Consider the following 18,675-nt stretch of genomic DNA (forward strand, 5'->3'; position numbering starts at 1 on the left):
TAGTCCGCGAAGGCGGACTTTGCATCACTAGCGGCGGTTTTAACCGCTGGCTATCGGTATTATCTAAAACTTTATATTAATAGGCATAAATCTCATGACCATAGATCGGGACACCTACGACGCTGAAAAAATTACACCCAGTTCGGTCTTAGAAATCGCGCCTTCTGCTAAAGTCTGGTGGCAGCAGCCAGCACAGATTTGGAATAACCTCTCGATTCGAGCCAAAATTACCACCTTGTTGGTTGCCGGCGCAGCTATTCCGGTGATCGCTGTGACCCAGGGGATTGTCGGCATGTCTAGACAGTCAGCACTAGATGACCTCAGAAGTCTGTTGAAGACTGAGCTGCTACTCCTGGAAAAATCTGTGCAGTCTGAAACGCGGCAGATTGCCGATAGTTCTAATATTCTGGCGCAGTCAGCGATCGCCGCCGGAATCAATCCCGACGATCCTGCCACCGCCGCTCAACAAGCGAAACTAACTTCTTTTATTCAAACAGCCAAAGCTCTCAAACCAAATGCTAGCTTCTATCTAATTACCAATAGTAAGGGACAAACGATCGCCCAATCAGTGCAAACGGTGCGAGCAGAAACTTCCAAGTATTCGCCTTTACCTACAGCAAAAATCGCTCCAACTCAATTTATTCCGGTAGCCACTCAGCCAGGGATTGAATTAGGTGACATTGCGATCGTTCAGGCAGCTTTAAAAAATGCCAGACATCTGAGCGGGATCGAACTGCTAAAAAGCCCATCACTACAGAAATTAGGACTAGCCAAACAAGCTGATATTGGGCTACGAACTCAAGCAACGGCTGGTCTCTCCACAGCAAAAAAACCTTACCCAGAGGGCACCTTTGACGTTGACAGCGGTAAAATTGGGTTTGTGTTGATGTCCGTTCAACCAATTCAACTGAATGGAAAACAGGTTGGGACGGCGATCGTCGGTACCCTAGTCAACCGCAACTACGATCTGGTGGACAGACTCAGAAGCGAGACAGGCGTATCCACCGCCACTCTGTTTGCTCAGGATTGGCGGGTGAGCACAAATGTCCCCTATGCGGATAAAGCAACGCGAGCAACGGGAACCAGAGTATCTAGTGCCGTTGCCGACAAAGTATTAAATCAAGGCAAAGTTTTTGTCGGAGATGCCAATATTATTGGCGTTGACTACATGACGAGCTATGCCCCACTGTACGATCATCGACAACAGCTCGATCCCAAGACAGCAAAACCGATCGGGATTGCCTATGTCGGGGAGCCGCAAACCCAAGTCGATCGCAACCTCCAACAAATTACCCTGTCCGGCTATGGGATTGGGGGTGGAATTTTATTGGTGGCGATTTTGATTCTCAGCCCTTTGCATCGCTCCATTTCGCGGCCGATTCGACGATTGACTGAATTTGCCGATCGCATTGCGGCAGGTCAGTTTGGTGTGCGGTTAGAAGAAGATCTCCGGCAAGATGAAATCGGCGTACTTACTCACAACCTCAACCAGATGGCGCAGCAAATTGATGTTAACTTAGATGCTCGTCAGCAAGAAGTCGAACAGCAACGTCAACAGCGGGAACTATTGGAAGAGGGCATTTTGAATCTAGTTAATGAAATCGAAGGTGCGACAAATGGAGACTTAACAGTCCGAGCTAGTCTAGATTCGCTGGAATTGAGTACGGTTGCGGATCTATTTAATGCGGTAATTGATAGTCTTCGAGATATTGCGATCGAAGTGAAACAAGGCACCGGACAAGTGACAACATCTCTGGGATCGAACGAACGCGATATCCGTGAGCTTTCAGAACAGGCAATTACGGAAGCAGCCGAAATTCGCGGCACCTTTAATTCCGTCGAACAAATGACCGACTCGATTCAAACCGTTGCTACCAATGCCAACCAAGCATCGACGATCGCCAAGGAAGCCTATGTTGTGGCTCAGGAAGGTACCGAGGCAATGGCTCAAACGGTAGATAGTATTCTCAGTCTCCGCACCACTGTCGGGGAATCTGCGAAGAAAATGAAGCGGTTGGGCGAATCTTCCCAAAAAATTTCCCAGGTAGTGACCCTGATCGAAGAAATTGCCCTCAAAACCAACCTCCTGGCAATTAACGCCAGTGTCGAAGCCAGCCGAGCTGGAGAACAAGGTCGCGGCTTTACCGTTGTTGCCGAGCAAGTGGGCGCACTAGCCGAACAATCGGCAGTGGCAACGCGCGAAATCGCCCAGATTGTCGCGGCAATTCAAGCCGAAACCCAGGACGTAGCCCAGGTGATGGAGTTGGGTACAGCGCAAGTAGTTGATGGGACGCGATTGGTGGAAGCTACTAAGCAAAAACTAAATCAAATGCTGCAAAAGTCCCAGGAGATCGATATCCTGATGAGTTCGATTTCGACAGCGACTATTTCCCAGGCGGAGACTGCAAAAGTGGTAACACAACTGATCCAGCAAGTAACGGTATCTTCTGAGGAACGTTCTACTTTCTCCAGTCAGATGGCTGCATCGATGCAATCGACTTCTCAAGTTGCCAAACAACTCGAAGAAAAAGTCGCCCAGTTCCAGGTTTAAGTAACGAACCCCCATCGCCCCAAGAACCGATTGATTGAAGAAAGGAAGATCTGTAGGGGCGGGTTTATGCTAGAGCTAGCGAATGTAACGATAACTATCGTACGAACCCGCCCTCACCCGCTATCAACATTCAGATCGTCAGGTTGTTAGTGGGGTTGGGCAGGTTCGTACGGAAGTTAATTTCAAGTTTGAATTAGTCGCATAAACCTGCCCCTACAGCGTTAATTATGCCCTTGCCCACTCACTCCCATCGCCCCTCCCATCTCCGTCATGGATAACGACAATAGAATTCCCCTCAAGTTCTTGGATGAATCAGAAGATTGTTGCGATCGCATCGAAGCTACAGTCCTCGGTTTAGCCAATACAATTCCCAATCCCCAAGCACTCGACGAAGCCCTTCGGGCCGCTCACTCAGTCAAGGGCGGCGCAGGCATGATGGGATTTGGGCAACTAAGTCACGTCGCCCACCAGCTTGAGGACTTTTTCAAGATCCTCCGCGTGCGGTACCATTCCAAACCGATTAGTACAGAGGTGGAAACGCTATTACTAGCAGGGGTCGATTGTTTGCGGCAAGTGGGCGATCTGCACCGTCGATCGCAAGTAGTCGATGAAGCTTGGTTGAATACTCACTCCCAGCCGATTTTCGATCGATTGCGCCAGCATTTGGGCGATCTCCGCCCTGAAGATGAAGACGCGCTCTTGTCTCAAGAGGGGGATGTCGATCCAGGGATCTTGTTATTTGAAAGTGGCGTTAACGAAGCTCTCGATTTACTGAACGATCGATTCGAGCAGCTATCCCCTGTTCAACTCTTGCAAGAATTGCAGACAACAGCAGAAGAATTGAGCGACTTTGGGCGAATGGCGAACTTAGATCGATTCGTCGATCTATGTCAGTCCGTCACCAGTCAGAGTCAAATTAGCTCTGCCGATCGAGCAAATGAACTTACTCGGAGAGCCATCAAGATTTGGCGCAAAGCTCACTCATTAGTACTATTGGGGCGATTTGACAAAATACCCGATCGACTTCCCGCAGCCCCCAGCAATGTCCCAACACCGATCGAACTCGATCCGCCGCTGGAGATGCTTGACGAAGGATTTAATCCTTCGCTTTCTGGACTAGAATCCCTAGATTTGTTGCTATTGCAGTCAGAAATTGCCAATCTAGATATCCAAAGCGATGCAGACTTCACTTTTAGCGACGATGATATTCAACCCCTAGAATTATTCAGTGAACTAGCCGCATTTGACAGTCCCGAATTCCCTGCCGACTTCAGCGTTGATCTGGAGGATCATCAACGACAATCAGCTATTAGTACTCTGCTGCTGCAAGATGAATCACCACTAGAATTATTCAGCGAACTAGCCGCATTCGACAGCCCAGAATTTCCCACCGACTTCAGCGTGAATTGGGACGATAACGAACGACAATCAGATATCAGTACTCTGCTGCTGCAAGGTGAATCACCACTAGAGTTATTTAGTGAACTAGCCGCATTTGATAGTCCCGAATTTCCGACCGATTTAAACGTGGATCTTCCGGTAATTCAACCAACCGTTACCGCTGAAATCGTTTCCGCTCCTACCCTCTCAAATCCCAAGCATCAAGCTCAAACCGTGCGGGTACCTGTAGAGTACCTGCAACAATTTAATACCGCCTTCGGCAAATTAATTCTCGAACGGAATGCGATCGATCTGCGCCTCGCCGAAATTCAGAATTACACTGGCTTGATGCGAAAACGGATGAAGCACCTAGAATCATCCAACCAAGAACTCCGGCAATGGTATGACAAAGCGGCAATCCAAGGGCTAGTTCCCCCCACCGAAACTACCACCACCCCAGCGAATCCCCCAATCCTAACTTCATCCACACAGGGATTTGACTTGCTAGAAATGGATCGATATAGCGATCTCCACCTAGTTTCGCAAAATCAAATTGAAACGATCGTCCAATTGCAAGAAGTAACCGCTGACATCGAGCTGAGTCTTCAGGAAATGACTCGATCGGTCAGTAGTCTCAACCAAACTACCCGCACGCTCCAGGTTAACCTGACCCGCTCTCAGACGATTCCCTTTGCCGATGTCACCAAACGGTTTCCGCGCCTAATTCGCGATCTATCTGTCCAGTTCGGCAAATCCGTCACCCTGACGATTCAAGGTGAAAATATCGGGATCGATCGAGCCATGCTGGAAAACTTGAGCGATCCGCTGATGCACCTGCTCCGCAATGCCTTCGATCATGGGATCGAAGATCCCGCCACGCGGATGGCTGCGGGGAAACCGACTCAGGGATCGATCGTCCTCACCGCCAGTCAGCGCAGTGGTGAAACGATGATTACGATCGCTGATGATGGCGGTGGCGTGAAACTCGATCGGATCCGAGATCGGCTCCAGCAGATGGGTTTACCCGCTGCCGAAATATCTAAAATGCCGGAAGCTCAATTGCTCGATGTCATTTTTGAACCAGGCTTTAGTACCGCCGCCAGTCTCACCGAACTCTCTGGGCGCGGTGTGGGGATGGATGTCGTGCGTACCAATATCGAGCAAGTGCGCGGCAATATTCGGATCGAAACTCAACCTGGCATCGGCACGACTTTTACAATCCGCGTACCATTAACCTTATCGATCGTCAAAATCATGCTGCTCGAACGATCGGGATTTGTGTTCGCTGTATCGGTGGATAGTGTCAAGGAAATTATTCATTTCGATCCCGATCTAGTCACAGCCGATGGCACCAAAATAACTTGGCAATCCCAATCGATTCCGCTGATTGCATTAGAGCAAGGAATTTCATTTGGTCGAAATAGTAGAACTTTTGGATTACCAGGTAGACCCACTATTTCCCAACCAACCGTATTAATTGTCGGCGAAGCTCGAACATCGACGGCCTTTTCTATCGATCGATATTGGGGCGAACAAGAAGTGACGTTGAGATCGATCGATAGTCCGATGCCCTTAACTCCAGGTTTCGGTAACTCAATTATTTTAGGTGATGGTCGGGTCGTGCCACTAGTCGATCTGATTCAATTCGCAAGTTGGATGTCTTCTAAATCCGCTGCTCCAGTAAATTCAATTCCCGTGCGAGAAAAATCATCTGTCTCAATCGATCTCACCCCTAATCATCAAACAACTAATCCAATTTTAGTCATAGATGACTCGATTAATGTCCGTCGTTATTTAGCCCTAATGCTAGAAAAAGAAGGCTATCAAGTCGAACAAGCTAAAGATGGACAAGAAGCCGTTGAAAAACTCCTAGCGGGGTTAATTGTTCAAGCAGCAATTTGTGACATCGAGATGCCTCGACTAGATGGCTATGGAGTACTAGAAGCCTTGCGATCGACCGAAGATTTTGAAAATCTCCCGATCCTGATGCTCACTTCCCGCAACAGCGAAAAACATCGGATGTTAGCGATGAATTTAGGGGCTTCTGCTTATTTCTCCAAACCCTATACCGAATCAGAGCTATTAGCAACGCTCCGATCGCTGATTCAAACAGCAGCTAGCAAGGTTCTAACTCTCATTCCGCAAGTAGATCGGGAAAGAAGATAATATTTATGGCAAGGAGCACCAAAGAACTGGAGAATTCAGATCTGTCGTGCCAGTGACTGCCGGGGAAGCACTTGTCGATGGCGGCAAGTGCTTCCCCAGCTACTAATCACAATCACCTGATCGCTATCGCTACTTAATTACTCGCACGGTCTTAACTTGTAACGGTTGTCCGACTTGGCAAATAGTCACCATATCTGACTTGGGGACGCCACTAACTTGCACTCTGATACCATCAATTTTGGGGAATTTACCCATCAATTCGTATTTTTTACCGTTATCAGCAGCCAGTTGATAACAAGTACCTTCAACTGCTAATTTTTTAATCGTGCCAGTCAGATTGACTGTTGCTGGCTTAACTGGCGTTGCACTGGGTGATGTATTGGCTAGTACTGGTAAAAGTGGCAGCAATAGTCCGATTGCTAGAATTGCCCCAATTACCGCGACCCAAGTTTTAGTTAGTTTAGTCATGATGATTGAGATCTGATTGCGATCGATACTAACAATTCTGTATTCCAAAATCCAGACGTAAAACCGACTGGTTTAGCTCCAGTTAGGCTGGACGTCCCAATGTCGTGATGTACAAGACAGCTTCGTCTTCAGGAATTCCCAAAACTTCATTGACTTGATCGTCAAAAAAGCCCGCAATCCCGCTGACGCCCACCTCTAGCCGAATTGCTGCTAGATTGATTCTTTGCCCCAAATGCCCCGCATCTAAATGTAAATAACGGTAAGCACGATCGCCATATTTTTGTACCGCCATGTTCAAATCTGCGGTATGAAAAATTGCCGCCCCCGCATCGCGGCCTAATTCCTGTCCCAAGCAGAGATAATGCAATTCTTGACGAAAGTTTTTGAACCGAATCTGGCGGAGTTCTTGCGCTCGCGGTGCATAGTAATAACAGCCTTCTTCTAAACCTTGGACGCCAGAAACCGCAATAAATGTTTCGATTAAACTCAGATCGAAATAGTCGGGGTTGGGATCTAAATTTTGCTCGGCATAGTGGCGGGGATGATAAGTAAAGTCTAAAATCTGCTTGAGTTCGTCGAGCGTCAATTCTGCCCCAGTATAGGCACGAGTCGATCGCCGTTTGAGCATGGTATTTTCCAATTCAGCCAAGGGAATATGATCGTGCCAATCGATCGGGTTAGTTCGGGTCGAAATCTTTAGACAAAATGGAAAATTATATTTATCATCCAATTGGACTGAATCGATATCCGACGGGTTGGCTGGTAACTGTCTGAATTCAGCAATTTCTGTCATCTGATGGCAATTTTTCAATAGTTGGCCATCGGGGATCTCTGCATATTCGAGGTTAATTCTTGATGGCAATGCTGTTGGAAAAGCAGCGATCGCTGCATCGGGATGCGTATCGATATCAACCAGCGGAATTACGCAAATAGTCCCTTCTTGTTCTGGATTGAGATAGAGTAATTCATCGATTTGACGATCGATAAAACCACCAGCAAAATAAGGTCTAAACCCATTCATCGCCCCCGCTAGTTCGATGTTTCCTAATAAATGCCCAGTATCTAAACAGATCCGCCGATATGCTCGATCTTGATATCGCCATGCCGATCGATTAAATACCGCAGTCGTAATTAGGGCTATATCAGCCACGATCAGGGCTGGATGTCCGAAACAAGCACCTTGAATCTGCAGCCAGACATCATTCGCCCAAAAGTGAATCAGGGTATGATCTTTAACTTGATAGTTGTACAATCCGGCTGGCAGGAAACTAGTTCCTTTCGATACTAAATAAACCTCCGCCGGATATAGTCCCCCTGCCGATGGTGCCGCTCGCAAATACATCGGTTCGCCCATCGTTTGAATCCGTGCTGTCAACCCATAACTACACAATAAAAATAATGATAATCGCTGCCACCAGTAACTCTCGTTATCCTGTTTGGTCGATTGCAAGTATGGTTTGAGATCGTAAACTGTCCCAATCTTATATTCTTTATAAGATTTTGGTTGGGTGCTCCAGTCCAAGCCCTGACTTTTGGAGGCGATCGTGTCTGGATCGTACTTGGTACGCTGATGATAATACTTGGAAATTTAGTCATCCATAAGAAGAATTATCGATCGTATTATAGAGCGGGGAGCAGGGAGTAGTGGATAGTGGATAGTGGATAGTGGATAGTGGATAGTGGATAGTTAAAATATTTGTTGACCTTAGCTAGATCTTGAATCTCGTTTGCAAGTTATCAAACTCTCGTCACGAAGATCGCTTAGGTAATTATCGTTGGCGTTGGCGGAGCCTCTGCCTTAGCAGAAGCCTACCGGAGGTAATCGAATCATTCTATGAATCCTCTATGAATTCTCTTTAAAACAACCACTATCAGCCGAGATCGATCGCCGTCCAAATCGTCCAGGTATCAGTTAGCAATAAAAATCCAGTCAGGACTAATAAAGCGAAATACATCCAGGGTTGAGCGAGAGGATAGACATCCGTGGTATCGATCGATGTTGCCTGTTGAATGAGTTGTACCAATCGATTGAAGCCAGCAACTCGCATTGGTAATAGAAATCCCGCACCACTACGATCGATTAAATAATAAACCAATCCACCCTGTCCAGTCGTCCGCATTTTTAATTCTTTAACATCACTCCAAGCCAGTGTCCAACTTTTGGTAACAAAAGTCGGCACCCAAGCGGGATAATTTACCGCGATCTGGAGATCGTCTACAACCACTCGCTGGCTCAAGGCACCTTGCAAAGCTGTAAATCCCAACCCGATGCCCACCCACAACAACCAGGATGGTACCGTCGCATGGGTAAATGTCGCCAAAAAAGGCAACGGTATCAGTAAGGAGATATACAACAGACTCAACGTGATCCTAATCAGCGGTGAGATGTAAAAAATCCGATCTGTCATGAGCTTGGGGTAATTTAGGCGTATTTATATATTGTAGTTGTAGCGGCTGTGGCGATCGTTGGTATAAGTCAATCGGCGGAGTGGTTGTAGAATTGAATACCGGAATGCAATTACAATAAACTGTAGATTGTTTCTAGTTTCGATCTTATCTGCCGATGATTAAATCTTGTTTGTCCATACTCAGTATGCTGACGGCGATCTCGCTAGTATCGCTGCCACTCGCAGCCACGGCTGCACCCACCGATTCAAACCAAGTGGCGACCGTGCAACCCACCATTGCCAGCCTAGATGCCGCGCTCCAACAACATCCTGAAGATGTAGACGCGCGACTCCAACGAGGAATCTTACACGCGAAACTCGAACGAAACATCCCCGCGATCGTCGATTATACCGAAGTAATTCGCCTCGACCCAAACAACGCGCTGGCTTACAACAACCGCGCCGCCGTCAAAGTCAATATGCGCGATTACTGGGGTGCCTATCTCGACTACACTCAAGTCGTCCGCATTTTGCCCGAAAAAGCGATTACTTACAATAATCGCGCTTTTGCCCGCCATCGATTTGGTGACTGCAAAGGCGCGATCGCCGATCTGCGGATTGCCGCAGAGTTATTTAGATTACAAGGCGATCCGGTAAATTATCAACGCGCGCTGGCGAATTTGAAAGTTTTTCAGCGTCAGCGTTAGGGGATAGGGGATAGTGGATAGTGGATAGTGGATAGGGGATAGAGAGTTTGGACGCAAGCGTCCTTTTGTCCCCCAGTCCCCCCGTCCCCCCGTCCTAACTAACCATTCGTCTGCTCGTCTAACACCTTCTTCAATCCGTCCCGACGCACTAATTCAAAGATTTCGTCAAGGATCGTTTGTGCGCCCTGAGAGCGGAGGAGATGAGCTAGATCCTTGCCGATTTGTTCGGCATTGGTAGCTAATCCAGTAATTGTATCGGTGACGAGGCGTTGACCGTCGAGACTCGACACCATCCCGACTAACGTGAGCTGATCGCCTGCAATCGTCGTATTCACACCGATCGGCACTTGACAGCCACCTTCTAGTTCCCGCAAAAAGGCGCGCTCGGCGTAGCAACGGTAGGCTGTCGGTTGATGTTGCAAGGATTGGACTACAGCCAGCACTTCGGGATCTTCAGTCCGGCATTCGATCCCCAGTGCCCCTTGTCCGACCGCATGGAGCGATAACTCAGCCGGAATGAGCTGGTGAATGCGATCGCCAAAGTCCAGGCGTTGTAAGCCCGCTGCGGCCAGAATCAGGGCATCATACTCACCCGCATCCAACTTCGCCAAGCGCGTATTCACATTTCCCCGCACATCTTTGAATGCAAAGTGGGGAAAATGATGGCGGAGCTGGGCTAACCGCCGCAGCGAGGAGGTGCCAATGACCGCTCCGGCTGGCAGTGTTTGCAGCTGTGCGCCAGCATGTTTGGCATTGACAACTAGCGCGTCGGCGGGATTTTCTCGTTCGGTAATACAACCGAGCATCAAACCTTCTGGTAAATTGGTGGGGAGGTCTTTAAGTGAGTGTACAGCCAGATCTGCCGATCGATCCAGGATTTTGACTTCCAATTCCTTGGTAAATAATCCTTTATCCCCGATTTTGGCCAGCGGCACGTCGAGAATTTTATCCCCTTGGGTACTCATCATCTCGACTTCAAAGGTGCGATCTGGAAAGTGTTTCTGCAACTCGGCTTGCACCCAATGGGTTTGCACCAATGCCAGTTGACTTTTCCGCGAAGCGATGCGGATGGTTTGCTTAGAGTTAGTAATATCGGCAGACATATATATAAAAAAGCGATTGTTAATCTAGCGCATATAAATACCTCATCTAGGATACAGCGACTAGCGATCGGTTGCTAGCGATCGCCATATTACCTGCGCACAATTAAAAAAGACCCCTGATCGACCCTAAATTAATTCACTATCCACTATCCACTATCCACTATCCACTATTCACTACCCTCTACCCTCTACCCTCTACCCTCTACCGCCCAACTTATGATTTCCTCCCTCCTAGACCGACACACCGCGGAACTCCATCAGATGCAGCGGTCGATTGCGGGATTGCTACTGTATCAAGATATTTTAGCTAGCGAGGTCGGGATCGCGCTGATCGACTTGCTGCAAGCGATCGCCAATGGGGACAGATCTCAAGGTAATGCGCTGATTTGTCTGACTGCCTACGGACGGTTTTTTAGAGCTTTAGCGACTGCAAATTGTAGCTGGGAAGAATATGCGATCGAGCGAGTGCTCCAAGCCGAAAATCCCTTTAGTATCGAAGTTCAGAAACTTGACTGCGCTCGATCGCTCGAACCACTCGAAAAACAGTTATCGCCAACCGTAGTACTTGCTGCTCGACAAGATCTTGAGTCCTTGTACATCCTCTACACCTGCGGACAATATATCCCTGGCTGGGTCGAACGTATCGGCGGCAGACCTGTCTGCTGGCTAGAATGCAGTATTGACAAGCCACAATCGCCGATTGTCTCAGCTCTGCGCAGTCGAAATTGGGGTGAATTAGTAGACGATCTAGCTCGATATTATCAACAAACTGGAGTTGGGATTTTTGGTAAATATCGCGCATTTAGATGGCAAGATCGACCGATCGGGATCGCGCATCCCGATCCAATTCAGCTTGAAGATCTGATCGGTTACGATCTCCAAAAAGACACTCTGATTGGGAATACCAAATCTTTATTATCTGGACGGCCAGCTCTAAATATCTTGTTGTATGGTGGCAAAGGTACAGGTAAATCATCCCTGATTAAAGGCTTATTAAACTATTTTCCCGATAGCCAACTGCGACTGCTGGAAGTCAGTAAATCGGCGATGATCAATTTACCGACGATCCTCGATCGATTAGCCGAACTACCCCAGAAATTTATCATTTTCATCGACGATCTGTCCTTTGAGGCCGATGATGAAGCTTTTAAAGCCCTCAAAGTAGTTTTAGAAGGCAGTATTATCGCCAGACCAAAAAATGTGGTCGTGTACGCCACTTCCAATCGCCGTCATTTGGTCAGAGAATATTTCGCAGATCGACCCAGACCCCAAGACGCCGACGAGATGCAGATGTGGGACACCGTCCAAGAAAAGTTATCATTTAGCGATCGCTTTGGCATCACGCTGACCTTTGAACCCGCCGACCAACCAAAATACCTCGAAATCGTCCATCATTTAGCAACTTCAGCACAATTGCTGATGGACAGTGACGACCTCGATCGGCAGGCTCTACAATGGGCGACAAGACACAATGGGCGATCTGGGCGTACCGCACGGCAATTTGTCGATTATTTGCTGGGTGAATCAGTCGCGCGGTGAGTGGTGAAATATCTTCCCAACCCGTTCGGAACATTGGGATCGGATCGTGTTTCTTTTATTTAGTAATCGATCGAAGAATATAATATGAAATCATTAAAAATCGCTACCCTAGCCACACACCGCCTCTCGGTCTTCAGTTTGGCCACGATCGCCACTATGGTTGGCAACAGCTTGTGGTTGATAGAATCCAGTCAGGCGTTGACAGCAACTACCAACTTTGTCTGTGGCAAAGCCGATGGCGTTCCTGCCACTGTAGCTAGAACCAAAAAAGGTGATATCCCGATCGTGATTTGGAGATCGGAAGACCTCAGTGAGGCGGGATTTACCCCCCAAGTTCGCTGTCGCCAAGTATCGGCTAGGTTTCAATCAATGTATCGCAGCGGCCAGTTAAAATATGTTACTGCTGGGGTGCTCAATAATCTGCCCGTCATCTGCGCGACGACCAAAGCCAACACTGATTGTAGTTCCCAGAATCTGCTGTACACACTCAAGCCCAATTCTGACCCGCAACAAGTCATCAAACGACTAACCGCGATCCGCAATCGCTCCAGCTCCAGAGGCTTGGAAGAAAGTGCTGCACTTCCCTCTCAGACGAGTATCGAGTTGGATTGGTTGAATGAGGAGAATTAGGTTTTAGGGGATAGTGGATAGTGGATAGTGGATAGTGAATTTGGAGGCAAGCTTCCTCCAGTCCCCCAGTCTCCCCGTCCCCTCGTCTCCCTAGCCGATGCCTAACATGGAGAGTAAGCGATCGATCTCGCAGTGGTTGCCAAATAACTCGCGGGCGCAGTTAATTTTGATGGTTTCTTGGAGCCGGACTTGACCGAAGGCGCGATCGATGATTTCGACGGTAGTGAGCGTATCGAGATCTACCGAGAGAATGGGGATCTCCAGGTCTTCAGCACGGCTGACAATAAAAGGTTGTGGTGCTAGGCGTCCGGTCAAAATCAAGCACTGTGTAGAGGTTTCGAGCGCGGCTAGTTGAATGTCGGCGCGATCGCCACCAGTGACGACGGCCATATTATTGCCGCGCCGAAAATATTCTAAAGCTGAGTTGACATTCATCGCCCCGATCGATAGGCTCTCGACCATCAGATCCAACCGATCGGGACGACATAAGATTTCCGCATCGAGTTTTTCGACCAGTTGCTTGACCGTGACACTCCGCAATAAGCCATTGCGATGCACGACCCCAAAGACGGGGATGCCGGAACGTTCGAGAAAGGGCACCAACGTGGTCTGGACGGTTTCTACCCGATCGCGAGGGATGTCATTGATGATGCACCCCAACAGCCGACTCCCAAGCTGCTGCTGCGCCGATAAGAGTAGATCGATGGTGGAGAGGGGATGATAACGATTGACCAGCAATACTCCCGCGTCGAGAGCGGCGGCCATCTGCGCGGTCGCCAGACCGAATAAGCTTCCTTCATGGAGATTGGCACCACCTTCGAGAATGACTAATTGGCCGGGGAGCCGGACATTTTCCTGGAGTAATTTGCCGTAGTCTTGGAGATCGGCACCAGTAAGCCTGTCATGCGTGCGAGTAGCATCTAGCACCAATAATGGCCGTCCCAAGCTGGCTGTGGGTAAAGCCAGTGCTTCGGTCATGAGCTGAATGTCACTATCGATCGTCGTTACTGACGGTTGGGTCGCAATCAGCGGATCGGCAGCAGGTCGATCTGGAGTACTCCGCGTAATTACTGGTTGAGCATAGGCAATCTCCAGCCCTTTTTCCTGTAAGCGATCGGCAATGCCCAAAATTGTTGCCGATTTGCCACTACATGCTTCCGTCGAAGCCACCAGCAAGTATTTCATATCCATCCCTACGCACTTACCCTCAGTCATGTTAACGATATAACTCAATAATCAGTAGTACTCATCGGCAACCAGCCCTAGCATCTAGCCTCAGCGCGATCTCGATCGGGTGCGGGAACAGACAAGATTGGTGGATGAGTGTCAATCTTGGATTGAGCGAGTGAAAAAAGATCGGTTAACTTGCGCTCGATCGATCGCCTAATCTGGGTTGCCGGCGATCCCCATGACTAAAATTAGGGATCGAGATGTTCCGGGATGGCCCCGATCTTGCTCCGGTGCTGGTTGATGTCTGGATTGCTGTTGCGAACACCAGGTGGCATCGATGGCGATCTACTGCTATTTTCCTCAGTTTATAGCAAAAGTACTGCCAAAAGTTAGGATACTTGGCAGCACCAAGCTCGATTGCCAGATCGATCGGGATTAGCTGGAGTTATTCTTCCATTTTCATCAGTTTGTGGTAGAAATACTGGGGGAAATCAGGATTATTAGCATCGCGGATGTTAATTAACCAATCAATTAGATAGCCGATTAGCTCGGAGTTCATCAAATTGATCTCGTAGGTGAGATCGGCATTATCATCAAACATCATGGTGCATCTGGTCAGATCGCCAGGGAGGTTCTGGACGGCCCAATTGATGACATACGGAATTTTTTCGCCCCCTTCGATCGATCGATGACCGCCGAGTCCGCCTTTATAATAGAGCGTAATCGCCTTGGGCAAAACGTTCCGTCTGGCGGCAGATTTCATGAAGTATGGAGCGTACAAATTAACCTTGTCTGGTTGGGCGGGAATTATTTCGTCAAATAAATTCATCGATCTAGGGATTAGGGATTAGGGATTAGGGATTAGGGGATAGGGGATAGGGATTAAACTTTAGGCGTTAGGTTTGCGACTTTGGGTGGAGTGGTTGAGTTTAGTATTCACCATTCTGCAGGGAGATTTACGATCTGGCAAAAAAAACCGGCTTCGCAGGGGAAGCCGGTTGTGAGTGACTAAAAACTATTTAGTTTCGGAGAATTCGGCATCGATGACATCATCGGCACCACCAGTCGCACCACCACCAGGAGGAGTACCACCACCACCATCGGCGTCATCGCTACCGCCGCCATCACCAGCACCTGCTTGGGCGTAGATATTACTACCAATCGCCATTAGAGTCTGTTGGACTTCGGGAGTCAGGCGTTGGATTTCGGTGTCATCTTCTTTGGCGACAGCTTCCTTGAGTTCTTTGATTAAGCCTTCGAGCTTGGTCTTATCTGCTGCGGGGACTTTCTCGCCGAGTTCTTGGAGTTGCTTCTCAGCTTGGTAGGTGAGGGAATCAGCCTGGTTTTTGCGATCGATTTTGTCGCGGTTTTCTTTATCAGTGGAAGCATTATTTTCAGCTTCGCGCACCATCCGTTCGACTTCGGTTTTGTCCAGAGTAGACGCTACAGTAATGCTGATCGACTGCTCTTTACCAGTACCTTTGTCTTTGGCAGTGACATTCAAGATCCCGTTGGCATCGATATCGAGAGTGACTTCGATTTGGGGGACGCCGCGTGGAGCCGAAGGAATCCCGTCGAGACGGAAGGTACCCAAACTCTTGTTGTCGCGAGACATTTCCCGTTCGCCTTGGAGGATCTGGATCTCCACGTTGCTTTGTCCATCTACCGCTGTCGAGAAGGTTTCAAACTTCTTGGTCGGAATGGTAGTGTTGCGAGGGATAATCTTGGTCATAACACCACCCAAGGTTTCGACACCTAGAGATAGTGGTGTAACGTCGAGCAACAGGATATCTTTGACTTCACCAGCCAAGACACCAGCTTGTACCGCTGCACCGACTGCAACTACTTCATCAGGGTTTACCGTCTCATTAGGCTCTTTACCCAAGAGGCGTTTGACCAATTCTTTGACTGCGGGAATCCGGGTAGAACCACCGACTAAGACTACTTCATCTAGACGAGCCTTATCGATTTTCGCGTCCCTGACTGCATTCTCAACCGGAACGCGACAACGATCGATCAAGTCGGAGCAGATTTCCTCAAACTTAGCACGAGTCAGGGTCATTTCGACGTGCTTGGGGCCATCCTGAGTGGCTGTGATAAAGGGGAGGTTGATTTCGGACTGCGTGACACTAGACAGTTCGATTTTAGCTTTCTCAGCAGCTTCAGTCAAACGTTGAAGAGCTTGACGATCCTTGCGGAGATCGATGCCTTCGTTTTTCATGAAGGTAGTGGCTAAATGATCGACGATTTTCTTGTCGAAGTCGTCCCCACCTAAGTGCGAGTCACCAGAAGTGGCGAGCACTTCAAAGACACCATCGCCGACTTCGAGTACCGATACGTCGAAGGTACCGCCCCCGAGGTCAAAAACGAGAATTGTTTCGTTACTCTTTTTGTCTAAACCGTAAGCTAGTGCCGCAGCAGTAGGTTCGTTAATAATCCGTAGAACTTCAATGCCAGCAATTTTACCAGCATCTTTAGTCGCTTGACGTTGAGAGTCATTAAAATAAGCTGGTACGGTAATTACGGCTTGAGTGACAGTCTCACCCAAGTATTTACTCGCATCATCGATCAATTTTCTGAGAATTCGAGACGAAATTTCTTCTGGTGCGAATTTTTTGTTTAAACCAGGAGACTCGATTCTAACGCTTCCACCATCATTAACAACCTTGTAGGAGATCTCGGTGGCTTCTTGGTTGACTTCATCAAATTTGCGCCCGATAAAGCGTTTGACGGAGGAGAACGTATTCTCAGGATTCATTACCGCTTGACGTTTAGCGATTTGCCCAATCAATGGATCGCCATTTTTCGCAAATGCGACAACAGAAGGGGTAGTGCGGAATCCCTCGGCGTTAGCGATTACGGTGGGTTTGCCACCTTCCATTACGGCAACACAGGAGTTGGTAGTTCCTAAGTCAATGCCAACAACTTTTCCCATAAAACTATAACTACTTCCTAAATAATGACAACAGTTTGAATAATGACGACGAGCACAATCAGCCAGTCGCACGATCGATATTACATATCAATCCTTATCGTTGAGCCAACTGAGACTTTTTTGAAGGGTGGTTTTCCGTACCTCTTCTGTGGTTAACGGTTGGTTGTTAACTAGCTCGGCTGCTACTTCTCTACTGTATGTGACTTACCCCGATCCCGAAATTGAGGCGAACCGTATATAGTTGTGGTGCTTACCGAAGGAGTTAGACTTTGGGCACGATCGAACTAGAATTACCTTCGATCTAGTTGCTAATTACCTATTTTTGGATTCTAGCCGCGATCAATAGAGCGTCCACCACGAAGCGATCGCTCTTGCAGAATGCCACCTAGAGTAATACGATTTACCAAGCTAGCGATCTCCTCCCCTCAATGTATATATGACTACATCTACCCCGATTCAGTATCTCAATCTCCCCAATTCACCCTTGTTTGGTACCGATGGCATTCGGGGCAGAGTCGGCGATGTCCTGACAGCTAACTTGGCTCTCCAAGTGGGCTACTGGGCGGGAATGGTCTTGCGGCAGGCGGCATCTGATGCCGATCGTGATGTGGGGCCGATCGTTATCGGCCAAGATTCGCGCAATTCTAGCGATATGTTGGCTAGTGCTTTAGCGGCAGGAATTACCTCGGCGGGGCTGGAAGTCTGGAACCTGGGATTGTGCCCGACGCCAGGAGTCGCCCATCTGACGGCGACGAGCGATGCGATCGGTGGCGTGATGATTTCGGCCAGCCACAATCCGCCGGAAGATAATGGGATTAAGTTTTTTGGTGCAAATGGTACAAAATTAGCTAAGGACTTGCAGGCGGCGATCGAGGCCGGGATCAGAGGCCAATCTGGGGCGAATATTGAGCCGGAAAAATGGGGTCATCTTTACTTCACGCCCGAATTAATTACCCAGTATCTAGAGGCGATGAAGGATTCCCTCGCGCCTGATGCCAGTTTAGCGGGGATGAAGATCGTCCTCGATTTGGCTGCTGGAGCCGCAGTCAAGGTAGCTCCAGAGATTTTTACCCGGTTGGGTGCGGAGTTGATTTGTCTCAATGAGGAGGCCGATGGCGATCAAATCAATGTCAATTGTGGTTCGACGCATCTAGCAGCTTTGCAAGCAGCGGTAGTTCTGCATCAGGCGGATCTCGGGTTTGCTTTCGATGGCGATGCCGATCGCGTTTTGGCCGTAGACAATCTCGGTCGTAAAGTCGATGGTGACTATATCCTCTATTTCTGGGGGCAATACCTGAGCAAACAGGGTCTACTCCCGAATGATGAAATTATCACCACAGTAATGGCAAATTTGGGCTTCGAGCGGGCTTGGCAAGCTCTCGGGGGTAAGGTTGTCCGCACGGCCGTCGGCGACCAATACGTCCAGGCAGAGATGACTAGTAGTGGCGCGATGTTGGGTGGCGAACAGTCGGGGCACATTCTTTCGCCCCAGCATAGCGTCAGTGGTGACGGCACGCTCACGGCTTTACATCTAGCCGCGATCGTCCAGCAGTCGGGTAAATCTTTAGCGGAGTTGGTCGATAGTAGTTTTAAAACTTATCCCCAAATCCTGCATAATATCCGCGTAGACGATCGTGAA

The 18,675-nt window shown here is 48.6% G+C and carries 14 protein-coding genes; 7 read left to right on the forward strand and 7 right to left on the reverse strand.

Features of this window, described 5'->3' with window-relative positions; genetic code table 11:
* Positions 1-94: 94 nt before the first annotated feature.
* Together RMO27_RS01905 and RMO27_RS01910 are read left to right on the forward strand one after the other, a co-directional pair.
* Positions 95-2,551, forward strand: a complete 2,457-nt coding sequence (locus RMO27_RS01905) for a methyl-accepting chemotaxis protein (RefSeq protein ID WP_309728576.1) — start codon at positions 95-97, stop codon at positions 2,549-2,551.
* A gap of 270 nt (positions 2,552-2,821) precedes the next feature.
* A complete protein-coding gene (locus tag RMO27_RS01910) occupies positions 2,822-6,097 on the forward strand; it encodes a response regulator (protein WP_309728577.1) in 3,276 nt (1,091 codons plus the stop codon).
* Between the two features lie 129 nt (positions 6,098-6,226).
* Here the strand turns inward: RMO27_RS01910 and RMO27_RS01915 are convergent, their stop codons facing one another.
* From RMO27_RS01915 to RMO27_RS01925, 3 genes are all read right to left on the reverse strand, one after another.
* Entirely contained in the window at positions 6,227-6,565 is a 339-nt protein-coding gene (locus tag RMO27_RS01915; protein WP_309728578.1) for a hypothetical protein, read from the reverse strand.
* Positions 6,566-6,647: 82 nt separating this feature from the next.
* The gene (locus tag RMO27_RS01920; protein ID WP_396133595.1) at positions 6,648-8,153 is read right to left on the reverse strand and encodes a SagB/ThcOx family dehydrogenase; all 1,506 of its coding nucleotides are present in this window, start codon (positions 8,151-8,153) and stop codon (positions 6,648-6,650) included.
* 283 nt (positions 8,154-8,436) lie between these two features.
* Positions 8,437-8,973 carry a hypothetical protein gene (locus RMO27_RS01925; RefSeq protein ID WP_309728580.1) on the reverse strand — a complete coding sequence of 179 codons (537 nt, stop codon included), beginning with the start codon at positions 8,971-8,973 and terminating at the stop codon, positions 8,437-8,439.
* Positions 8,974-9,143: 170 nt separating this feature from the next.
* Here RMO27_RS01925 and RMO27_RS01930 point away from each other — a divergent pair, with 170 nt between their 5' ends.
* Positions 9,144-9,659, forward strand: coding sequence for a tetratricopeptide repeat protein (locus tag RMO27_RS01930; RefSeq protein ID WP_309728581.1), 516 nt, complete (start codon positions 9,144-9,146; stop codon positions 9,657-9,659).
* Between the two features lie 98 nt (positions 9,660-9,757).
* Here the strand turns inward: RMO27_RS01930 and hemC are convergent, their stop codons facing one another.
* Positions 9,758-10,762, reverse strand: a complete 1,005-nt coding sequence (hemC, locus tag RMO27_RS01935; protein ID WP_309728582.1) for a hydroxymethylbilane synthase — start codon at positions 10,760-10,762, stop codon at positions 9,758-9,760.
* A 261-nt stretch (positions 10,763-11,023) separates the two neighbouring features.
* On the opposite strand from hemC, the gene RMO27_RS01940 reads away from it, so the two are divergent.
* A complete protein-coding gene (locus tag RMO27_RS01940; protein WP_309728583.1) occupies positions 11,024-12,301 on the forward strand; it encodes an ATP-binding protein in 1,278 nt (425 codons plus the stop codon).
* 84 nt (positions 12,302-12,385) lie between these two features.
* Entirely contained in the window at positions 12,386-12,931 is a 546-nt protein-coding gene (locus RMO27_RS01945; RefSeq protein WP_309728584.1) for a COP23 domain-containing protein, read from the forward strand.
* 90 nt (positions 12,932-13,021) lie between these two features.
* Here the strand turns inward: RMO27_RS01945 and RMO27_RS01950 are convergent, their stop codons facing one another.
* Positions 13,022-14,146, reverse strand: a complete 1,125-nt coding sequence (locus tag RMO27_RS01950) for a phosphotransacetylase family protein (protein ID WP_309728585.1) — start codon at positions 14,144-14,146, stop codon at positions 13,022-13,024.
* Positions 14,147-14,371: 225 nt separating this feature from the next.
* Here RMO27_RS01950 and RMO27_RS01955 point away from each other — a divergent pair, with 225 nt between their 5' ends.
* Positions 14,372-14,494 carry a hypothetical protein gene (locus RMO27_RS01955; RefSeq protein WP_309728586.1) on the forward strand — a complete coding sequence of 41 codons (123 nt, stop codon included), beginning with the start codon at positions 14,372-14,374 and terminating at the stop codon, positions 14,492-14,494.
* 52 nt (positions 14,495-14,546) lie between these two features.
* Here RMO27_RS01955 and ebsA read toward each other — a convergent pair whose 3' ends face one another.
* On the reverse strand, positions 14,547-14,930 hold the full coding sequence (ebsA, locus tag RMO27_RS01960; RefSeq protein WP_309728587.1) for a type IV pilus biogenesis protein EbsA: 384 nt from the start codon (positions 14,928-14,930) through the stop codon (positions 14,547-14,549).
* A gap of 186 nt (positions 14,931-15,116) precedes the next feature.
* Positions 15,117-17,036 carry a molecular chaperone DnaK gene (gene dnaK, locus RMO27_RS01965; protein WP_309728588.1) on the reverse strand — a complete coding sequence of 640 codons (1,920 nt, stop codon included), beginning with the start codon at positions 17,034-17,036 and terminating at the stop codon, positions 15,117-15,119.
* 436 nt (positions 17,037-17,472) lie between these two features.
* On the opposite strand from dnaK, the gene glmM reads away from it, so the two are divergent.
* A partial coding sequence (glmM, locus tag RMO27_RS01970) for a phosphoglucosamine mutase (RefSeq protein WP_309728589.1) occupies positions 17,473-18,675 on the forward strand: 1,203 nt, incomplete at its 3' end.

The organism is Chamaesiphon sp. OTE_75_metabat_556, from assembly GCF_031378165.1.
Classification (GTDB): domain Bacteria; phylum Cyanobacteriota; class Cyanobacteriia; order Cyanobacteriales; family Chamaesiphonaceae; genus Chamaesiphon.

Excerpts from the sequence above, each read along its gene's own strand:
- RMO27_RS01905 (WP_309728576.1), top strand. The coding sequence starts at position 95 with ATGACCATAGATCGGGACACCTACGACGCTGAAAAAATTACACCCAGT.
- RMO27_RS01910 (WP_309728577.1), top strand. The coding sequence starts at position 2,822 with ATGGATAACGACAATAGAATTCCCCTCAAGTTCTTGGATGAATCAGAA.
- RMO27_RS01915 (WP_309728578.1), bottom strand. The coding sequence starts at position 6,565 with ATGACTAAACTAACTAAAACTTGGGTCGCGGTAATTGGGGCAATTCTA.
- RMO27_RS01925 (WP_309728580.1), bottom strand. The coding sequence starts at position 8,973 with ATGACAGATCGGATTTTTTACATCTCACCGCTGATTAGGATCACGTTG.
- hemC (WP_309728582.1), bottom strand. The coding sequence starts at position 10,762 with ATGTCTGCCGATATTACTAACTCTAAGCAAACCATCCGCATCGCTTCG.
- RMO27_RS01940 (WP_309728583.1), top strand. The coding sequence starts at position 11,024 with ATGCAGCGGTCGATTGCGGGATTGCTACTGTATCAAGATATTTTAGCT.
- RMO27_RS01945 (WP_309728584.1), top strand. The coding sequence starts at position 12,386 with ATGAAATCATTAAAAATCGCTACCCTAGCCACACACCGCCTCTCGGTC.
- RMO27_RS01950 (WP_309728585.1), bottom strand. The coding sequence starts at position 14,146 with ATGACTGAGGGTAAGTGCGTAGGGATGGATATGAAATACTTGCTGGTG.
- RMO27_RS01955 (WP_309728586.1), top strand. The coding sequence starts at position 14,372 with ATGGCCCCGATCTTGCTCCGGTGCTGGTTGATGTCTGGATTGCTGTTG.
- ebsA (WP_309728587.1), bottom strand. The coding sequence starts at position 14,930 with ATGAATTTATTTGACGAAATAATTCCCGCCCAACCAGACAAGGTTAAT.
- dnaK (WP_309728588.1), bottom strand. The coding sequence starts at position 17,036 with ATGGGAAAAGTTGTTGGCATTGACTTAGGAACTACCAACTCCTGTGTT.